Source organism: Mycobacterium heidelbergense (assembly GCF_010730745.1).
Lineage (GTDB): Bacteria > Actinomycetota > Actinomycetes > Mycobacteriales > Mycobacteriaceae > Mycobacterium > Mycobacterium heidelbergense.
In genome coordinates this window covers 1,216,110-1,235,120 of record NZ_AP022615.1, presented here as the reverse complement: position 1 = coordinate 1,235,120, position 19,011 = coordinate 1,216,110, and the positions used below count along the sequence as shown (strand labels likewise).

Annotated in this window: 19 protein-coding genes and 1 pseudogene; 16 read left to right on the top strand and 4 right to left on the bottom strand. The window is 68.4% G+C overall.

The window, feature by feature from the left end; all coding sequences use genetic code 11:
* Nucleotides 1–217 precede the first annotated feature (217 nt).
* The 10 genes and pseudogenes from G6N25_RS05910 (at nt 218) to G6N25_RS05865 (ending at nt 9,886) form a co-directional block, all read left to right on the top strand.
* Nucleotides 218–871 carry a TetR/AcrR family transcriptional regulator gene (locus G6N25_RS05910; RefSeq protein ID WP_083074026.1) on the top strand — a complete coding sequence of 218 codons (654 nt, stop codon included), beginning with the start codon at nt 218–220 and terminating at the stop codon, nt 869–871.
* A gap of 200 nt (nt 872–1,071) precedes the next feature.
* Nucleotides 1,072–1,446: a 30S ribosomal protein S12 gene (rpsL, locus tag G6N25_RS05905; protein WP_003879423.1), complete on the top strand. Its 375-nt coding sequence runs from the start codon at nt 1,072–1,074 to the stop codon at nt 1,444–1,446.
* Nucleotides 1,446–1,916, top strand: a complete 471-nt coding sequence (rpsG, locus tag G6N25_RS05900) for a 30S ribosomal protein S7 (protein ID WP_083073967.1) — start codon at nt 1,446–1,448, stop codon at nt 1,914–1,916. The genes rpsL and rpsG overlap by 1 nt, the downstream gene beginning before the upstream one ends.
* Nucleotides 1,917–2,001: 85 nt before the next feature.
* Complete coding sequence (gene fusA, locus G6N25_RS05895) at nt 2,002–4,107, top strand: elongation factor G (RefSeq protein WP_083073966.1); 2,106 nt, start codon at nt 2,002–2,004, stop codon at nt 4,105–4,107.
* 100 nt (nt 4,108–4,207) lie between these two features.
* Nucleotides 4,208–5,398 carry an elongation factor Tu gene (gene tuf / locus G6N25_RS05890; RefSeq protein WP_083073965.1) on the top strand — a complete coding sequence of 397 codons (1,191 nt, stop codon included), beginning with the start codon at nt 4,208–4,210 and terminating at the stop codon, nt 5,396–5,398.
* 164 nt (nt 5,399–5,562) lie between these two features.
* A pseudogene (locus G6N25_RS05885) lies at nt 5,563–5,907 on the top strand (PE family protein); the annotation flags it as partial.
* 72 nt (nt 5,908–5,979) lie between these two features.
* A complete protein-coding gene (locus tag G6N25_RS05880; RefSeq protein WP_083073964.1) occupies nt 5,980–6,780 on the top strand; it encodes an SHOCT domain-containing protein in 801 nt (266 codons plus the stop codon).
* Between the two features lie 101 nt (nt 6,781–6,881).
* Nucleotides 6,882–7,709, top strand: a complete 828-nt coding sequence (locus G6N25_RS05875; RefSeq protein WP_083073963.1) for a mycofactocin-coupled SDR family oxidoreductase — start codon at nt 6,882–6,884, stop codon at nt 7,707–7,709.
* A gap of 25 nt (nt 7,710–7,734) precedes the next feature.
* A complete protein-coding gene (locus G6N25_RS05870) occupies nt 7,735–8,907 on the top strand; it encodes an NAD(P)/FAD-dependent oxidoreductase (protein WP_083073962.1) in 1,173 nt (390 codons plus the stop codon).
* Between the two features lie 7 nt (nt 8,908–8,914).
* Nucleotides 8,915–9,886 carry a D-2-hydroxyacid dehydrogenase family protein gene (locus G6N25_RS05865; protein ID WP_083073961.1) on the top strand — a complete coding sequence of 324 codons (972 nt, stop codon included), beginning with the start codon at nt 8,915–8,917 and terminating at the stop codon, nt 9,884–9,886.
* On the opposite strand, the gene G6N25_RS05860 is transcribed toward G6N25_RS05865, so the two are convergent.
* Genes G6N25_RS05860 through mftR form a run of 3 tightly spaced genes read right to left on the bottom strand, consistent with a single transcriptional unit; the run spans nt 9,883 to nt 12,261 of the window.
* Nucleotides 9,883–11,097, bottom strand: a complete 1,215-nt coding sequence (locus tag G6N25_RS05860) for a VOC family protein (protein WP_083073960.1) — start codon at nt 11,095–11,097, stop codon at nt 9,883–9,885. The genes G6N25_RS05865 and G6N25_RS05860 overlap by 4 nt on opposite strands.
* Nucleotides 11,094–11,627 (bottom strand): RNA polymerase sigma factor, encoded by a 534-nt coding sequence (locus G6N25_RS05855; RefSeq protein ID WP_083073959.1) that lies wholly within the window; start codon nt 11,625–11,627, stop codon nt 11,094–11,096. The genes G6N25_RS05860 and G6N25_RS05855 overlap by 4 nt, the downstream gene beginning before the upstream one ends.
* A 37-nt stretch (nt 11,628–11,664) precedes the next feature.
* Nucleotides 11,665–12,261 carry a mycofactocin system transcriptional regulator gene (gene mftR, locus G6N25_RS05850; protein ID WP_163672580.1) on the bottom strand — a complete coding sequence of 199 codons (597 nt, stop codon included), beginning with the start codon at nt 12,259–12,261 and terminating at the stop codon, nt 11,665–11,667.
* A 91-nt stretch (nt 12,262–12,352) separates the two neighbouring features.
* Between mftR and mftA the strand changes: the two genes are divergently transcribed.
* Genes mftA through mftD form a run of 4 tightly spaced genes read left to right on the top strand, consistent with a single transcriptional unit; the run spans nt 12,353 to nt 15,109 of the window.
* Nucleotides 12,353–12,442 (top strand): mycofactocin precursor MftA, encoded by a 90-nt coding sequence (gene mftA, locus G6N25_RS05845; protein ID WP_071509421.1) that lies wholly within the window; start codon nt 12,353–12,355, stop codon nt 12,440–12,442.
* A complete protein-coding gene (mftB, locus tag G6N25_RS05840) occupies nt 12,427–12,750 on the top strand; it encodes a mycofactocin biosynthesis chaperone MftB (RefSeq protein ID WP_197745669.1) in 324 nt (107 codons plus the stop codon). The genes mftA and mftB overlap by 16 nt, the downstream gene beginning before the upstream one ends.
* Nucleotides 12,747–13,940, top strand: coding sequence for a mycofactocin radical SAM maturase (gene mftC, locus G6N25_RS05835; protein WP_083073957.1), 1,194 nt, complete (start codon nt 12,747–12,749; stop codon nt 13,938–13,940). Before mftB ends, mftC begins: the two co-directional genes overlap by 4 nt.
* Before the next feature lie 2 nt (nt 13,941–13,942).
* Nucleotides 13,943–15,109 carry a pre-mycofactocin synthase MftD gene (gene mftD, locus G6N25_RS05830; RefSeq protein ID WP_083073956.1) on the top strand — a complete coding sequence of 389 codons (1,167 nt, stop codon included), beginning with the start codon at nt 13,943–13,945 and terminating at the stop codon, nt 15,107–15,109.
* On the opposite strand, the gene G6N25_RS05825 is transcribed toward mftD, so the two are convergent.
* Nucleotides 15,049–16,626 carry an HNH endonuclease signature motif containing protein gene (locus G6N25_RS05825; protein WP_083073955.1) on the bottom strand — a complete coding sequence of 526 codons (1,578 nt, stop codon included), beginning with the start codon at nt 16,624–16,626 and terminating at the stop codon, nt 15,049–15,051. The genes mftD and G6N25_RS05825 overlap by 61 nt on opposite strands.
* A gap of 240 nt (nt 16,627–16,866) precedes the next feature.
* On the opposite strand from G6N25_RS05825, the gene mftE reads away from it, so the two are divergent.
* Complete coding sequence (gene mftE, locus G6N25_RS05820) at nt 16,867–17,598, top strand: mycofactocin biosynthesis peptidyl-dipeptidase MftE (RefSeq protein ID WP_083073954.1); 732 nt, start codon at nt 16,867–16,869, stop codon at nt 17,596–17,598.
* Complete coding sequence (gene mftF / locus G6N25_RS05815) at nt 17,595–19,007, top strand: mycofactocin biosynthesis glycosyltransferase MftF (protein ID WP_083073953.1); 1,413 nt, start codon at nt 17,595–17,597, stop codon at nt 19,005–19,007. Before mftE ends, mftF begins: the two co-directional genes overlap by 4 nt.
* The last annotated feature ends 4 nt before the right edge of the window (nt 19,008–19,011 follow it).

Sequence of the window (19,011 nt, the reverse complement as noted above, 5' to 3'; positions counted from 1 at the left end):
CGCCTCCTTGTAGACGGGCGAATGTGCTCGCATAAGCCTTGGAAGAGACTACGTGCATTTGCCCGCCCGATGACAGACCTATTTGTAATTACCGGGCCCGAATGCCTCGCGATAGTGCAGTAGTTTCGCGGCCCCCGTCAACTAGAGTCATTAGTTAACCGCTATGTCCACCGCGAAGCCGCGGTGGCAAAACCCGATCATCGAAGGGCGAATCGCCATGGCAGCTCCGGGACCGCCGCCGACGATCGGGCGCCAGCGCGCGGGGAAATCCGCCTCCCGCCCGGGCAAACTGAGCCGCGACGGCATCGTCGACGGCGCGCTGACGTTCCTGGACCGCGAGGGCTGGGACTCGCTGACCATCAACGCGCTGGCCACGCAGCTGGGGACCAAGGGACCGTCGTTGTACAACCACGTCGACAGCCTGGAGGACCTGCGCCGCGCGGTGCGGATCCGGGTCATCGACGACATCATCACGATGCTGAACAGGGTCGGCGAGGGTCGCGCCCGTGACGACGCGGTGCTCGTCATGGCCGGCGCCTACCGCAGCTACGCGCATCACCATCCCGGTCGGTACTCGGCGTTCACCCGGATGCCGCTGGGCGGTGACGACCCCGAGTACGCCGCCGCCACCAGGGGCGCGGCCCGGCCGGTGATCTCGGTGCTGTCGTCCTATGGCCTCGGCGGCGAGGACGCCTTCCACGCCGCGCTGGAATTCTGGTCCGCGCTGCACGGCTTCGTGTTGCTGGAGATGACCGGCGTCATGGACGACGTCGACACCGACGCGCTGTTCACCGACATGGTGCTGCGGCTGGCTCGGGGTTTGGAGGGTCTGAACAGGCGCACTGCCCCCGGCGGTGTCGTGCCGAATTAGGCGACCGGCGGCCGCTTTGACCTGCGAGACCGGCGACGGGTATCGTGGTAGCTCGTGCCTGGCGGCTTACGGCGCCTGACGTAAGGAAGTGGATGCCGGGCTAATTCGCATGTCCACGACGCAACGGGATCGAATCCCGTGTCGGGCGCATGCGACACGCCAGAGACTTGACACATAACGCCAACACAGAAAGCCGGTAGATGCCAACCATTCAGCAGCTGGTCCGCAAGGGTCGTCGGGACAAGATCGGCAAGGTCAAGACCGCGGCTCTGAAGGGCAGCCCGCAGCGCCGTGGCGTATGCACCCGCGTGTACACCACCACCCCGAAGAAGCCGAATTCGGCGCTTCGGAAGGTCGCGCGCGTGAAGCTGACGAGCCAGGTCGAGGTCACGGCCTACATCCCCGGCGAGGGTCACAACCTGCAGGAGCACTCGATGGTGCTGGTGCGCGGCGGCCGGGTCAAGGACCTGCCCGGTGTGCGCTACAAGATCATCCGCGGTTCGCTCGACACCCAGGGCGTCAAAAACCGCAAGCAGGCTCGCAGCCGTTACGGCGCCAAGAAGGAGAAGAGTTAATGCCGCGCAAGGGGCCCGCGCCCAAGCGTCCGCTGGTCAACGACCCTGTCTACGGATCGCAGCTCGTCACCCAGCTGGTGAACAAGATCCTGCTCAAGGGGAAGAAATCCCTCGCCGAACGCATTGTTTATGGTGCGCTCGAGCAAGCCCGGGAAAAGACGGGTACCGACCCCGTGATCACGCTCAAGCGCGCTCTCGACAACGTCAAGCCCGCCCTGGAAGTGCGCAGCCGCCGCGTCGGCGGTGCGACCTACCAGGTGCCCGTCGAGGTGCGTCCGGACCGGTCCACCACGCTGGCGCTGCGCTGGCTTGTCAGCTTCTCGCGGCAGCGCCGGGAGAAGACCATGATCGAGCGGCTGGCAAACGAGATTCTGGATGCCAGCAACGGCCTCGGGGCCTCCGTCAAGCGGCGTGAGGACACCCACAAGATGGCCGAGGCGAACCGCGCCTTTGCGCACTATCGCTGGTAGAGGCGCCCCGGCGCCAAACTGGCAGAGCGCCGGGCACGGACTGACAGCGAACTAACTACGCAACCGAAAGAGTGGGAAGAGTTCTGTGGCACAGAAGGACGTGCTGACCGACCTCACCAAGGTCCGCAATATCGGCATCATGGCGCACATCGACGCCGGCAAGACGACGACGACCGAGCGCATCCTCTACTACACCGGCATCAGCTACAAGATCGGTGAGGTGCACGACGGCGCCGCAACCATGGACTGGATGGAGCAGGAGCAGGAGCGCGGGATCACCATCACCTCCGCGGCGACGACCTGCTTCTGGAAAGACAACCAGATCAACATCATCGACACGCCTGGCCATGTTGATTTCACCGTCGAGGTGGAGCGCAGCCTGCGCGTGCTGGACGGCGCCGTCGCGGTGTTCGACGGCAAGGAAGGCGTCGAGCCGCAGTCCGAGCAGGTCTGGCGGCAGGCCGACAAGTACGACGTGCCGCGGATCTGCTTCGTCAACAAGATGGACAAGATCGGCGCCGACTTTTACTTCTCCGTGAAGACCATGGAGGAGCGCTTGGGCGCCAACGCCATTCCGATCCAGCTGCCCGTCGGGTTCGAAGGCGACTTCGAGGGCGTCGTGGACCTGGTCGAGATGAACGCCAAGGTGTGGCGCGGCGAGACGAAGCTGGGCGAAACCTACGACACCATCGAGATCCCCGCCGACCTGCAGGAGAAGGCGGCCGAGTACCGCACCAAGCTGCTCGAGGCCGTCGCGGAGACCGACGAGGCGCTGCTGGAGAAGTACCTCGGCGGTGAGGAACTCACCGTTGCCGAGATCAAGGCCGCGATCCGCAAGCTGACCATCAGCTCGGAGGCGTATCCGGTGCTGTGCGGCAGCGCGTTCAAGAACAAGGGCGTGCAGCCGATGCTGGACGCCGTCATCGACTACCTGCCCTCGCCGCTGGACGTGCCGCCGGCCGTCGGCCACGCGCCGGGCAAGGAGGGCGAGGAGATCACCCGTAAGCCGTCGACCGACGAGCCGTTCTCCGCGCTGGCGTTCAAGGTCGCGACGCACCCGTTCTTCGGGAAGCTGACCTACGTCCGGGTGTATTCGGGCAAGGTCGACTCCGGCAGCCAGGTCATCAACGCCACCAAGGGCAAGAAGGAGCGGCTGGGCAAGCTGTTCCAGATGCACTCCAACAAGGAGAACCCGGTGGAGACGGCCTCGGCGGGGCACATCTACGCGGTCATCGGGCTCAAGGACACCACCACCGGTGACACCCTGAGCGACCCGAACAACCAGATCGTGCTCGAGTCGATGACCTTCCCGGACCCGGTCATCGAGGTGGCCATCGAGCCCAAGACCAAGAGCGATCAGGAAAAGCTGAGCCTGTCGATCCAGAAGCTCGCCGAGGAGGACCCGACCTTCAAGGTTCACCAGGACGCGGAGACGGGTCAGACCGTGATCGGCGGCATGGGCGAGTTGCATCTGGACATCCTGGTGGACCGCATGCGCCGCGAGTTCAAGGTCGAGGCCAACGTCGGCAAGCCGCAGGTCGCCTACAAGGAGACCATCAAGCGGACGGTGGAAAAGGTCGAATTCACCCACAAGAAGCAGACCGGTGGTTCCGGCCAGTTCGCGAAGGTGCTGATCAGCCTCGAGCCGTTCCACGGCGAGGACGGCGCCACCTACGAGTTCGAGAACAAGGTCACCGGTGGGCGCATCCCGCGGGAGTACATCCCGTCGGTGGACGCCGGCGCGCAGGACGCCATGCAGTACGGCGTGCTGGCCGGCTACCCGCTGGTCAACCTCAAAGTGACTTTGCTCGACGGGGCCTTCCACGAGGTCGACTCGTCGGAAATGGCGTTCAAGATCGCCGGTTCCCAGGTGCTGAAGAAGGCTGCGCAGCAAGCGCAACCCGTCATCCTGGAACCCATCATGGCCGTCGAGGTCACCACGCCCGAGGACTACATGGGCGACGTGATCGGCGACCTGAACTCCCGCCGTGGCCAGATCCAGGCCATGGAGGAGCGGGCGGGTGCGCGCGTCGTGAAGGCGCACGTGCCGCTGTCGGAGATGTTCGGCTACGTCGGCGACCTGCGGTCCAAGACTCAAGGCCGGGCGAACTACTCCATGGTGTTCGACTCGTACGCCGAAGTTCCGGCGAACGTGTCGAAGGAGATCATCGCAAAGGCGACGGGTGAGTAAACACCAAGCCGGAGTAACCTGGCCCGGTCACTAACCGCGGCACAACTGAAAACATCAACACTGCTTTTCATAAGCACCAACAGTCCAGGAGGACACAGAAGTGGCGAAGGCGAAGTTCGAGCGGACGAAGCCGCACGTCAACATCGGGACCATTGGTCACGTTGACCACGGCAAGACCACGCTGACCGCGGCGATTACCAAGGTCCTGCATGACAAATACCCCACCCTGAACGAGTCGCGCGCCTTCGACCAGATCGACAACGCGCCCGAGGAGCGTCAGCGCGGTATCACGATCAACATCTCCCACGTGGAGTACCAGACCGAGAAGCGTCACTACGCGCACGTCGACGCCCCGGGTCACGCCGACTACATCAAGAACATGATCACCGGCGCGGCCCAGATGGACGGCGCGATCCTGGTGGTCGCCGCGACCGACGGCCCGATGCCGCAGACCCGCGAGCACGTGCTGCTCGCCCGTCAGGTCGGCGTGCCCTACATCCTGGTCGCGCTGAACAAGGCCGACGCCGTGGACGACGAGGAGCTGCTGGAGCTCGTCGAGCTGGAGGTCCGCGAGCTGCTGGCCGCCCAGGAGTTCGACGAGGACGCCCCGGTGGTGCGGGTCTCGGCCCTGAAGGCGCTCGAGGGCGACGCGAAGTGGGTCGAGTCCGTCGAGGAGCTGATGAACGCCGTCGACGAGTCGATCCCGGACCCGGTCCGTGACACCGAGAAGCCGTTCCTGATGCCCGTCGAGGACGTCTTCACCATCACCGGCCGCGGCACCGTGGTCACCGGTCGTGTGGAGCGCGGCGTGATCAACGTGAACGAGGAAGTCGAGATCGTCGGCATCAAGCCCACCAGCACCAAGACCACAGTCACCGGTGTGGAGATGTTCCGCAAGCTGCTCGACCAGGGGCAGGCCGGCGACAACGTCGGTCTGCTGCTGCGTGGCATCAAGCGCGAGGACGTCGAGCGCGGTCAGGTCGTTGTCAAGCCCGGCACCACCACGCCGCACACCGAGTTCGAGGGCCAGGTCTACATCCTGTCCAAGGACGAGGGCGGCCGGCACACGCCGTTCTTCAACAACTACCGTCCGCAGTTCTACTTCCGCACCACCGACGTGACCGGTGTGGTGACGCTGCCGGAGGGCACGGAGATGGTGATGCCCGGTGACAACACCAACATCTCGGTGAAGCTGATCCAGCCCGTCGCCATGGACGAGGGTCTGCGGTTCGCGATCCGCGAGGGTGGCCGCACCGTCGGCGCCGGCCGGGTCGTCAAGATCATCAAGTAGGTCTCTTCGACGCAGAGTCGGTGCGGGGCCCGGGGCGTCCCCCCGGGCCCCATCGGCAACGTGTTGGCGGACTCCGTCCGGCACGTTACGATTTCAGCTGGTTGCGCCTGTGTTCAATGACCGGGCGCTACGTCAGCTGCCCCTGGTCGGGCCGGGAGGTTTGGATGTCGTTCGTATTCGCCACGCCTGAGTATGTGACCGCTGCGGCGACAGATTTGGCGAACATCGGCTCGTCGATTTCCTCCGCCAACGCGGCGGCCCTGGCCCCGACGTCAGCCGTGCCCGCCGCGGGCGCCGACGAGGTGTCGGCCACCATCGCGGCGCTGTTCGGCGCGCACGCTCAGGCCTATCAGGCACTCAGCGCCCAGGCGGCGTTGTTCCATCAGCGGTTTGTGGAGCTCATGAATGGCGGCTCCACGCAATATGCCCTCGCCGAGGCGGCGAACGCCTCCCCGCTGCAGACCGCGGCGCAAAGCGCGACCGGCGGGGTCGGTGCGCCGGGTCAGGCACCGGCGGCGCCGTACTCTCCGGCGATGCCCGAGCCGGCCTAGTCTCTCGAGGAGTGAGGCGAGGAGAGACGGGTGTTCGCACGCTACCTGAAGGCTCAGTTAGTCGTTTTGCTGTGCGGCGGCCTGGTCGGGCCGATCTTCCTGGTCGTCTACTTCGTCCTGGGGCTCGGCAGCCTGCTGCAGTGGATGCTCTACGTCGGCCTGCTGATCACCGTGGCCGACGTCCTGATCGCCCTCGCGCTGGCCAACTACGGCGCGAAGTCGGCCGCCAAGTCGGCCGAGCTCGAGCAGCACGGGGTGTTGGCGCTCGCCCAGATCACGGGGCTGACCGAGACGGGCACCCGGATCAACGACCAGCCGCTGGTGAAGGTGAACCTGCACGTCGCCGGGGTGGGGTTGGTGCCGTTCGACAGCCAGGACCGGGTCATCGCCAGCGTCACCCGGCTGGGCAACCTCACCGCCCGCAAGCTGGTGGTCCTGGTCAACCCCACCACCCAGGAATACCAAATCGACTGGGAACGAAGCGCGTTGGTCAACGGGCTGGTGCCGGCGCAGTTCACCCTGGCCGAGGACAACAAGACCTACGACCTCAGCGGCCAAGCCGGCCCGCTGATGGAGATCCTGCAGATCCTCAAGGCCAACAACGTTCCGCTCAACCAGATGGTCGACATCCGCTCGAATCCGGCGCCGCGCCAGCAGATCCAGGCCGTGGTGCGCCGGGCGGCCGAACAGCAGGCGCCGGCGCCGGTCGTCACGCCGCCGCAGCAGTCGATCGCCCAGCGACTTCAGGAGCTGGAGACGCTGCGCGCCAGCGGCGCTTTGACCGACCAGGAATACGGCAGCCGACGGGCCCAAATCATCTCCGAAATCTAGGCGGCGGACCGCGTCGTCGCCGCGCGTTAGAACACGTTTCAGTTCCGCTGCTAGCCTTGCTTCGTCGACAGGGCGTCAATAACGCGGCGAAGGGGCTCGGTGTGGCTGGACAGGCTGGATCATTGCAAGGACGGGTGGCGTTCATCACCGGCGCTGCCCGGGCCCAGGGACGGTCGCACGCGGTGCGCCTCGCCCGGGAAGGCGCCGACATCATCGCGCTCGACATCTGCGCGCCGGCCTCCGACACCCTGACCTACACGCCGGCCACGTCCGAGGATCTCAGCGAGACCGTGCGCCTGGTGGAAGCCGAGGGCCGCAAGATCCTGGCCCGCGAGGCCGACGTCCGCGACGACGCCGCGCTGCGGCAGCTGGTGGCCGACGGCGTCGAACAGTTCGGCCGGCTGGACGTCCTGGTCGCCAACGCCGGGGTGTTGGGCTGGGGCCGGGTGTGGGAGCTCACCGACGAGCAGTGGGACACGGTGGTGGGGATCAACCTGACCGGCACCTGGCGCACCCTGCGCGCCGCCGTGCCCGCGATGATCGAGGCCGGCAACGGCGGTTCCATCGTGGTCGTCAGCTCGTCGGCGGGTCTGAAGGCCACGCCGGGCAACGGCCACTACGCGGCCAGCAAGTACGGGCTCACCGCGCTCACCAACACGCTGGCGATCGAACTCGGCGAATACAACATCCGGGTCAACTCCATCCACCCCTACTCGGTCGACACGCCGATGATCGAGCCGGAGGCGATGATGGAGATATTCGCCAAGCACCCCAGTTTTGTGCACAGCTTCCCGCCAATGCCGTTGCAGCCCACGGGATTTATGACACCCGATGAGGTATCCGATGTCGTGGTCTGGCTCGCCGGTGACGCCTCCGGCACGCTGTCGGGCACGCAGATCCCCGTGGATAAGGGTGCCCTAAAGTACTGACCGGCGATCGTGGTATGAACACCACGTGACCGAACAAGGCATCGTGATCGTCGGCGGCGGGCTCGCTGCCGCCCGCACCGCCGAGCAACTGCGTCGATCGCAATACGCCGGCCGCATCACGATCGTCAGCGACGAGGTGCATCTGCCCTACGACCGCCCGCCGCTGTCCAAGGAGGTGCTCCGCAAAGAGGTCGACGACGTGGCCCTCAAGCCGCGCGAGTGGTACGACGAGAAGGGCATCACCCTGCGACTGGGCTCGGCCGCCACCGGTCTCGACACGGCCCGGCAGGTAGTGATGCTCGACGACGGAACCGAGCTCGGCTACGACGAACTCGTCATCGCCACCGGGCTGGTGCCGCGGCGCATTCCGGCGTTGCCGGACCTCGAGGGCATTCGGGTGCTGCGCTCGTTCGACGAGAGCATGGCGCTGCGCGAGCACGCGTCCGCCGCGCGGCGAGCCGTCGTCATCGGCGCCGGCTTCATCGGCTGCGAGGTGGCGGCCAGCCTGCGCAGCCTGGGCGTGGAGGTGGTGCTGGTCGAGCCGCAGCCCACGCCGCTGGCCGCGGTGCTCGGCGAGCGGATCGGTCAGCTGGTGGCGCGGCTGCACCGCGACGAGGGCGTCGACGTCCGGCTGGGCGTCGGCGTGGCGGAAGTTCGCGGCCGGGGGCACGTCGACACCGTGGTGCTGAGCGACGGCACCGAGCTGGCCGCCGACCTGGTCCTCATCGGCATCGGATCGCGTCCGGCGACCGGGTGGCTCGAGGGCAGCGGCGTCGGCGTCGACAACGGCGTCGTCTGCGACGAGGCCGGGCGCACCAGCGCGCCGAACGTGTGGGCGCTGGGCGACGTCGCGTCCTGGCGCGACACGACGGGACACCAAGCACGCGTGGAACATTGGAGCAACGTCGCCGACCAGGCCCGCGTGGTGGTGCCGGCGATGCTCGGGCAGGACGTGCCGTCGGCCGTGGTCGTGCCGTACTTCTGGAGCGACCAATACGACGTCAAGATCCAGTGCCTGGGGGAGCCGGAAGCCACCGATGTCGTCCACCTCGTCGAGGACGACGGGCGCAAGTTCCTGGCCTATTACGAGCGCGACGGGGTGCTGGTCGGCGTGGTCGGCGGCGGGATGCCCGGCAAGGTCATGAAGCTGCGCGCCAAGATCGCCGCCGCCACGCCCATCGCCGAGGTGCTGGGCTGAGGCCTCGATGCCCAAGGTGGCGATACTCGACGATTACGCCGGCGCGGCCCTCGACCTCGCCGACTGGTCGCCGGTCCGGGACCGCTGCGAGGTAACGGTCTTCGACCGCCACCTGTCGGAGGCGGAGGCCGCGGACGCGCTGCGGCCGTTCGATGTGATCTGCACCGTGCGCGAGCGAATGGCGTTGCCGCGCACCCTCATCGAGCGGCTACCGAACCTGAGGCTGATCACCATAGTCGGCAGGAGCCTGCCGAACCTGGACATGGCCGCGGCCAGCGAGCGCGGCGTCCTGGTCGCCCACTCGGACTTCGCCCATCCGCGATTCAGGTCGGCCCGCGACGCCACCCCGGAATTCGCGTGGGGGTTGATGATCGCGACGGTGCGCAACCTGGCCGAAGAGCACCGCCGGATGCGGGACGGCGGATGGCAGGCCACCACCGGCATGACGCTGTCCGGCAAGACGCTCGGACTGCTCGGTCTCGGCAGGGTCGGCAGGCGCATGGCCGCATACGCGAAAGCCTTTGGCATGGACGCCATCGCGTGGAGCCAGAACCTGACCGAGGAGGCCGCGGCGGCGGCCGGCGCCCGCCGGGTCGAGAAGGCGACGCTGTTCTCCGAGTCCGACGTGGTCTCCGTCCACGTGGTGCTCTCCGAGCGCACCCGCGGCCTGGTCGGACGGCCCGAGCTGGCCCTGATGAAGCCGCATGCCTACCTGATCAACACCTCCCGCGGCCCGATCGTCGACGAGGCCGCCCTCATCGACGCGCTCAGGGCCGGGCGCATCGCCGGTGCGGGGCTCGACGTCTTTGACGTCGAACCGCTTCCGCCCGACCATCCGTTGCGCAGCCTCCCGAACGTCACCTTGTCGCCGCACCTGGGGTACGTCACCCGCGAAATGCTCAGCGCCTGCTATGAAGACGCCGTCGAGGCCGTGGTGGCCTGGCTGGACGGGGCGCCCATCCGGATCGCCAATCCCTAGAACTCGCCGAGATAGAACCGCCCGCCCTGATCGTCGGCGCATTCGGCGGTCACCCCATACGGCTGGCGGGCCGGCCCGGCCGCCACGGTGCCGCCGGCCTCGCGGACCCGCGCCACGGCCGCGTCGATGTCCGACACGGTCCACATCGGCACCGTCGTGGGGCGCTCGCTGCCGCCGGCGGCGCCGGCCATCGGGTGGGTCCCCACCACCTGCCAGCCGTCGGCCATCTGGCCGGGCTCAAAGGTCCATCCCAGCACCCGGCCGTAGAAATCGCGGAAGCCGGCGGAATCCGGCACCCAGTAGGTGACGTAGGACAGCTCCCCGGGCCCGGACCCGTTGAGTTCCGGGCGCTTTCGCCCGGCCGGCGGCTCGAACACCGCGAACGCGACGCCGTGCGGGTCGGTGGCGTCGAGCAGGGTGCCGTGGTCGGTGTGGCGGATTTCGCCGGGGACGCCACCCGCCCCCGCTATCGCGGCGCGAGCCGCCCGCACGTCGTCGACGGCGTAGCAGCAGAACAGCGTGGGCGGTCCGGCGTTGGCCGAAATACCCGTCGGCAGTTCGGTATTGGTGACCCGATGCGACACGCGATCGTATGTCCAGCCCAGGACGTGGGCGTAGAACGCGGCCGCGCACCCGGCATCCGGGGTCCACACCGACACGTATCCGATGTCGCCGTGGCGTATTCCGGCAGGCGCGGCCGTGGGGCCGCTGAGCATCCAGCGGTGACCGAACGGGTCGATGATGGTCGCGTTCCGGGTTCCGTAGTTTTCGTAGCTCTCACGCTCGACGGTGGCGCCGTGTGCCCGCGCCTTCCCCAGGGCGGCATCGGTGTCGGCGACGTGCAGCATCAGGCTGACCGAGACGGCGTTGGGCGCGGGAGCCCTGAGCCCGATTTCCGGGTGTTCGTCGGCCAGGTACAGCACGCCGTCGGCGATCATGATTTCCGCGTGGCCAATTCGGCCGTCGGCCATCACAATTGGCTCGCCGACCACCACGGCGTCGAACGCGTCGGCGTACCAGGCGATTGCCGCGCGCGCGTTCGCCACGCTCAGGTAGGGCAGCGCCGCCGGCCGCGGGTCGTCGCCGTCCGGGAGGGCGGACGCGGATTCCAGTCGCCGGCGCAGGCGCGCGGCGAAGGCCGGATCGGGTTGGACCGGAAGGTCATCGGTGTGCAGCACGCTGAGCGGATCCGAGCGGTCTTGCCGACTCATGGCGTGCCTCCTTCCGGGTACTGCTGTTTGAAGGCGCGGCGGGCCCGGACCAACAGCGCTTCGGTGGCGTGCACGCTGCGCCCGATCAGCTCCGCGCATTGGCCGACGGAGCAGTCGTCCATGTAGCGCAGCACCAGCACCGTGCGATGTGGCTCGGCCAGCCGAGCCAGCACGGCTTCGGCGACCATGCGATCCACCTCGGCGTCCCAGCCGTCGGCCGCCCCGGCCGCTTCGAGGGCCGGCTCCGGCGGTTCGGCGACCGGCACGGTGAACCGCTGCTGACCGCGCCGATAGTGATCGGCCAGCTTGTGGCGTGCCACGCCGAGCAGCCACGGCACCGAGACCGGCGGCGGGTCGCTCCTGCGCGCGGCGTCCATCGCCGCGAGGAAGGTCTCCGACGTCAGGTCCTCCGCGGTGTCGCGATCGCCGCAGCGCCGGACGAAGTACCCGTACACCACGGGTAGCGCCCCGTCGTAGAGAGCCAGCAGCGCGCGTCGAGCGTCGGATTGGTGGTCCGCTTGGGCGCTCACCCTTATATTGTCGCCGCGGCGGCCGAAAATCCGACGTTCACGGGTCCAGCCTGCCCAGCCCGGCGCCGACGACGTCGAATGCGTTCCCGAGCGCTTCGGGCAGCGTGACGGATTCGTCGCCGAGCCAGTGCTCGTAGGCGCTCAATGCGACCCCCAGCATGGTCCAGGCGACGGTCCGGGGCAGTGGGTCGGTCGTTGTGACGCTCAATCGGTGGGCCACGAAGCCCGCGATCACCTCGCGCCAGCCGGCGTACATCGTCATCGAATAGGCTTGCAGCTCGGCGGTTTCCAAGATAACCCGCATTCGTTGACGGTGCCGCACCGTCTCGCACTCGTCGAAGGTGTTGAACGCCAGCAGCGCCACGCGCAGGGCCTCACCCATCCGAACCTTCGGGTCGACGCGGTCGAGCAGTTCCTGCAGGTGCGCGAGGTGGGCGTCGAAATCGCCCCAGAGGATGGCGTTCTTGGACGCGTAATAACGAAAGAGCGTGCGGCGGGCGATGCCGGCCGCCTGCGCGACGTCGTCGACGCTGACCTCGGCGAATCCCCGGGCGGTGAATAACTCGAGGGCTACGTCGGTGATGTGCTCCGGCGTCGTCGAGCGGCGCCGGCCCACCCGCGACTGCGGCATCATCGGACCCCGCCCTTCCATTTCGGCACTCGATGCCATATTCTTGCCACGGCTGTGACCCGTTGTCGAGCCCCTATGGCGAAAGGTAATCCACGTGGACCACGAAACCGAGACCGAGACCGACCTCGTCACCGAGACCCTGGTCGAAGAGGTGTCCATCGACGGCATGTGCGGGGTCTACTGACCGTGACTGCGCCCGCGCCGGCCGAGTCGGGGCTCTTCGATCCGGGTCGCGGCTGGCGGCTGCACCCCCAGGTGGCGGTTCGACCGGAGCCGTTCGGCGCGCTGCTCTACCACTTCGGCACCCGCAAGCTGTCCTTCCTGAAGAACAGGACCATCCTGGCGGTGGTGCGGACGCTGGCCGACCACCCCGACGTCCGGTCCGCGTGCCGTGCCGCCGGGGTGGACGATTCGGGGCAGGAACCCTACTTGCACGCGCTGGGCGTACTGGCCGATTCCCACATGCTGGTGCCTCAGGAGGGCGAGAGATGACCGCCGCAATGGCGCGCACACCGCGGCTCGTCGAACAGTTCGAGCGCGGCCTGGACGCGCCCATCTGCCTGACGTGGGAGCTCACCTACGCGTGCAATCTGGCCTGCGTGCACTGCCTTTCGTCATCGGGCAAACGCGATCCGCGCGAGCTGTCCACCCGCCAATGCATGGACATCATCGACGAGCTGGAACGCATGCAGGTGTTCTACGTCAACGTCGGCGGCGGGGAGCCCACGGTGCGCCCGGACTTTTGGGAACTGGTCGACTACGCCACCGCGCACCACGTCGGCGTCAAGTTCTCCACCAACGGGGTCCGGATCACTCCGGAGGTCGCCGCCCGGTTGGCCGCCAGCGACTACGTCGATGTTCAGATCTCGCTCGATGGCGCCACCGCCGAGGTCAACGACGCCGTCCGCGGCGCCGGGTCGTTCGCCATGGCCGTGCGCGCCCTGGAGAACCTGGCCAGTGCGGGCTTCGCTCAAAATGGAGGGGCCAAGATCTCCGTCGTGGCCACCCGCCACAACGTGGACCAGCTCGACGAATTCGCCGCGCTGGCAAGCCGTTACGGCGCCACCCTGCGAATCACCCGGCTGCGGCCGTCGGGGCGGGGCGCGGACGTGTGGGAAGACCTGCACCCCACCGCCGCCCAGCAGGTACAGCTCTACGACTGGCTGGTCGCCAAGGGGGAGCGGGTGCTGACCGGCGACTCCTTCTTCCACCTGGCACCGCTCGGCTCCTCCGGCGCGCTGGCCGGCCTGAACATGTGCGGAGCGGGCCGGGTGGTGTGCCTGATCGACCCGGTGGGCGACGTGTACGCCTGCCCGTTCGCCATCCACGACCGCTTCCTGGCCGGAAACGTCCTGTCCGACGGCGGTTTTGACAACGTCTGGAAGAACGCGCCGCTGTTTCGTGATCTGCGCGAGCCGCAGTCCGCGGGAGCGTGCGGCAGCTGCGGGCACTACGACAGCTGCCGGGGCGGCTGCATGGCGGCCAAGTTCTTCACCGGCCTGCCGCTCGACGGCCCGGACCCCGAGTGCGTGCAGGGTCATGGTGCGCCGGCGCTGGCGCGGGATCGCGAGACGCCGCGGCCCCGCGTCGACCACTCCCACGGCACGCGGGCCCGCCAGCCCGTGCCGCTCACTCTGAGCATGCGGCCGCCCGCGCGCCTGTGCAACGAAAGCCCGGTGTAGTCATGGCCGAGTGGTTCGAGACGGTCGCCATCGCGCAGCAACGCGCCAAGCGGAGGCTGCCAAAATCGGTCTATTCGTCGTTGATTTCGGCGAGCGAAAAGGGAATCACCGTCGCCGACAATGTCGAGGCATTCGGCGAACTCGGTTTTGCGCCCCACGTCATCGGTGCCCAGGAAAAGCGTGATTTGTCGACCACCATTATGGGACAGGATATTTCGCTGCCGGTGGTGATTTCGCCGACCGGCGTCCAGGCGGTCGACCCGGACGGCGAGGTGGCCGTCGCGCGGGCCGCGGCGGCGCGGGGAACGGCGATGGGGCTGTCGTCCTTCGCCAGCAAGCCGATCGAAGAGGTCATCGCCGCGAACCCCAAGCTCTTCTTCCAGGTGTACTGGCTCGGCGGGCGCGACGCGATCGCCGAGCGGGTGGAACGGGCCCGCCGGGCCGGCGCGGTCGGCTTGATCGTCACCACCGACTGGACGTTCTCCCACGGCCGGGACTGGGGTAGCCCCAAGATCCCCGAGGCGATGAACCTGCGGACCATCCTGCGGCTGTCCCCGGAGGCGATCGTCCGGCCGGGCTGGCTGTGGAAGTTCGGCAAGACGCTGCGGCCCCCGGAGCTGCGGGTGCCGAACCAGGGCCGCCGCGGCGAGCCGGGCCCGCCCTTCTTCGCCGCGTACGGGGAGTGGATGGGCACGCCGCCGCCGAGCTGGGACGACATCGCCTGGCTGCGCGAGCTGTGGGGCGGGCCGTTCATGCTCAAGGGCGTGATGCGCGTCGATGACGCCAAAAGGGCTGTGGACGCCGGTGTTTCGGCAATCTCGGTGTCCAACCACGGCGGCAACAACCTGGACGGGACGCCGGCGTCGATCCGCGCGTTGCCCGCGGTGGCCGCGGCGGTCGGCGATCAGGTCGAGGTGTTGCTCGACGGTGGCATCCGGCGCGGGAGCGACGTCGTCAAGGCGGTGGCGCTGGGCGCCCGCGCGGTGATGATCGGCCGCGCGTACCTGTGGGGGCTGGCCGCGGCGGGCCAAGCCGGCGTCGAAAACGTCCTCGACATCCTGCGCGGGGGCATCGACTCGGCGCTGATGGGCCTGGGGCGCGCGTCGGTTCACGACCTCAGCCCTGACGACATCCTGGTGCCGGCCGGATTCACCCGGCCGATGGGCTGATGGCGCTGGTTCCTGTTGCGCTCGGCCATGATTCGGTGCAGCCGGTCGGTGGCCCTTGGTCGTCTGCGTTTGGGCATCATCGCGCCGCGCTCGGCGTGGCCCACACCGGCGCCACGTTGCGGCGGCAGCACGGCGGTGGGCAGGCTCAGCGCAGGCACGAGTAGCCTGCTGCCCGGCACGGTGCGGTAGGTGTGGCCGGATGGCGAGGTCCATATCACCGTGCCATCGGGCAGCTGCTCGTCGCGCCAACCGCCGGGGCCGGGCCAAAATGTCTTGAGCAGATGGTGTTTTCGACAAAGGCACTTCAGGTTGGAGGCATGTGTCGGGCCACCGCGGCCATACGGGATGGTGTGGTCGATGTCGGACACGTCGGCGGGCCGGTCGCAGCCCGGGAACCGGCATGTCATGTCCCGGCAGCGGATGAAGTCGGCCAACGCCGCCGAGGGCCGGTAACGAGGTTCGGGTGGACTGTCGCCGGGGTGGATCAGCGGCCGCAGGTCCACGGCGCCGCGCGCGGCCAGGTCGGCCAGGACCTGCGCGGGGATGACCGGCCCGCCCAGCACCAGGGCCGGGTTGGGGACCGGCCGCGTGGGCGGGCGGCCGGGCCGGTCAGAGGGCCCCGGACCGGTGGCCTCGCGAATGAGCTCGGCGAGCCGCTCGGGGTCACGCACGATCTCGGGCCCACCGTCTCCGGGTCGTTCACCGTGCAGGTCTGCGCTGGCGGCGTCGAGAGCGGCCGCCTCGGCGACGACGTGCACCACAACCGATGCCGCCGTGGGGGTTTGACCGGCGGGGCAATCGGACCCGCCGCAGGCGCAGGTCAGCGTCGTGTGCCCGGCGGCCAGCGCCCCGAGCGCGTCGGCGCGACGTTGATCGACGGTGCGCGGATCGTCGTCGCAGACGGTGTGCGCCAGCGCGGTGAGCCGGCGGTCCAGCAGCGTGGCATCGGTGGAGTACACCTCGCCCGACAGCGAGGCGATGCCGCCGCGCTGTTCGACGTCGACGTAGCGGGACCGGACGACGGACTCGGTGCGCCGGCGGGCGGCCGGATCATGGCGCTCGACCAGCGCGTCGATGGCCTGTTCGGTCTTGTGGAGCGAGAGCGGCCCCCAGGTCAGGAGGGCTTCGGCCAGTTCGGCGTCGATCGCGGCCATGATATCGGGCTCGAGCGCCAGCAAGGTGCGGGCCACGATCATGCTGACGGTGCGGTAGTTGATCGTGCCGGTGGCGAACAGCGCCGCCACCTTGGGCAGCCGCTCGTGCAGGCAGATCGCGTTGTGCAGCTGCGCACCGGCCGCCGCGGCGGTGATGCCTTGTGCCGCCGCGACTTCGGCGGCTACCGATTCCCAGGGGTCAATTCGCCACAGCTCGCGGCCCTGACCGTCCTCGACGGGGATCTGGCGCCGTTCGTAGAGTTCGGCGATCGCCGCCAGCCGGTGCGCGCACGCCCGGTTCTCGGCGCGGGCCGAGTCGGTTATGGTCGTGACGATCGCGGCGTCGTCAAGCTTCTCGAACATGCTTTCGACCCTAATGGCTTTCGGATGACGGCAGTCGCCCCGACGAGGAACCGGCGGGGAAGCTGTGGATGGAATGGGATTTGTGGATAGATCGTCACGGGTGCCGGGTCACGGCGCCAAAGCCGTCGGAAAAATTTGGTACTCGCGTGGCAACCGTGACGGACGAGCCGCATTTCGACCCGTCGATGAACAAGCCAGAAAAAAATTTACTTTGGAGGGTCAACAATTGGTGCACGCCAGGTGAATTCGTCCTACCATCAGCCAGTGCCCGTACTCGGCGAATTAGGAACGGCGACATCGAGCCAGTTATCAAGTGCCTCGCCGTCGATAATGATCCCGCTGGGGTCGACCGAACAACACGGTCCGCACCTGCCGTTGGACACCGACACCCGGATCGCGACCGCGGTCGCCCGCGGGGCGAGGGCCCGCCTTGAGCACGACTGGTTGGTGGCACCGGCCATCGCCTACGGGGCCAGCGGCGAGCACCACGACTTCGCCGGAACGATCTCCATCGGCACCGAAGCCCTGACGATGCTCCTGGTGGAGTACGGCAGGTCGGCGGCCTGCTGGGCCCGGCGCCTGGTCTTCGTCAACGGCCACGGCGGCAACGTCGACGCGTTGGGCACCGCGGTGCGACGACTGCGCGCCGAAGGCCGGGACGCCGGATGGTGCCCCTGCGTCGCCCCCGGCGGCGACGCCCACGCCGGCCATACCGAAACATCAGTGTTGCTGCATATCTCGCCGGCCGATGTGTTGACTGATCGATGGCTCCCCGGTAATCGGGCGCCGTTGGCCGAATTGCTCCCGTCGATGCGTCGCGGGGGAGTCGCGGCGGTCAGCCGGGTGGGCGTGCTGGGAGACCCGACCACCGCGACCGCCGCCGAGGGCACGCGCATCGTCGCGGGGATGGTCGACGAATGCGTCCGTCGAGTCGCCCGGTGGTCACCCGGGCCCGACGGGATGCTGACATGACCGCCCCCCGGCTACCGGACGGGTTCGCCGTCCAGGTCGACCGCCGCGTGCGGGTGCTCGGCGACGGCTCGGCCCTGCTGGGTGGGTCACCGACGCGCCTGCTGAAGTTGGCTCCCGCCGCCCAGAGCATGTTGTCCGACGGCCGGCTGAAGGTCCGCGACGACGTCAGCGCGCAGCTGGCCCGCACCCTGCTGGACGCCACCGTGGCTCATCCCCGGCCGGCCGGCGGCCCGTCGCACCGCGACGTGACCGTGGTAATCCCGGTGCGCGACAACGTTTCCGGCGTGCGGCGGCTGGTGAGCTCGCTGCGCGGATTGCGCGTCATCGTGGTGGACGACGGTTCGTCTCCCCCGATTGAACCCAACGACTTCGTCGGCGCACACTGCGACATCGAGGTGCTGCGCCATTCCCGCAGCAAGGGTCCGGGGGCGGCGCGCAACACCGGGCTGGCCGCCTGCACGACCGGGTTCGTCGCGTTCCTGGACTCCGACGTCACGCCGCGCCGGGGCTGGCTCGAGGCCCTGCTCGGTCACTTCTGCGATCCCACCGTCGCCCTCGTCGCACCGCGCATCGTCGGCCTGTCGCACAGCGAGAATGTGGTCGCGCGTTATGAGGCGGTGCACTCGTCGCTGGACCTGGGGGAGCGCGAGGCCCCGGTGTTGCCCCACAGCACGGTGTCCTACGTTCCCAGCGCCGCCATCATCTGTCGCTGCTCGGCCATCCGCGACGTCGGCGGGTTCGACGAGACCATGCCATCCGGTGAGGACGTCGACCTGTGCTGGCGGCTCATCGAGGCGGGCGCCCGGCTCCGCTACGAGCCGATTGCCCAGGTCGCCCACGACCACCGCACCGAATTACGGGATTGGCTCGCGCGCAAGGCGTTCTATGGCGGCTCGGCGGCTCCGCTGTCCGCGCGCCACCCGGACAAGACGGCGCCGGTGGTGATCTCCGGCTGGGCGCTGATGACCTGGATTCTCGTGGCCCTGGGGACGAGCCTCAGCCGACTCGCTTCCCTGATGATCGCCCTCCTGACGGGCCGGCGGATCGCCAAGGCCATGCGAAGCGCCGAAACCTCACTCTGGGATGTCGTCGTGATTGCGGCCCGCGGTCTATGGTCGGCGGCGATGCAGCTGGCGTCGGCCCTCTGCCGCCATTACTGGCCGCTGGCGTTGCTCGCGGCCGTCCTGTCGCGTCACTGCAGACGGGTCGTGCTGGTGGCGGCCGTCATGGACGGGGTGGTGGACTGGCTGCACCGCCGCGATGCGACCGGCGACGATGCCGAGCCGATCGGGCTGCTGACCTACCTGGTGCTCAAGCGCGTCGACGACCTGGCCTACGGCCTCGGGCTGTGGCGGGGCGTGGTGCGCGAGCGCAACGTGCGCGCGCTCAAACCGCAGATTCGGAGCTAGCCGC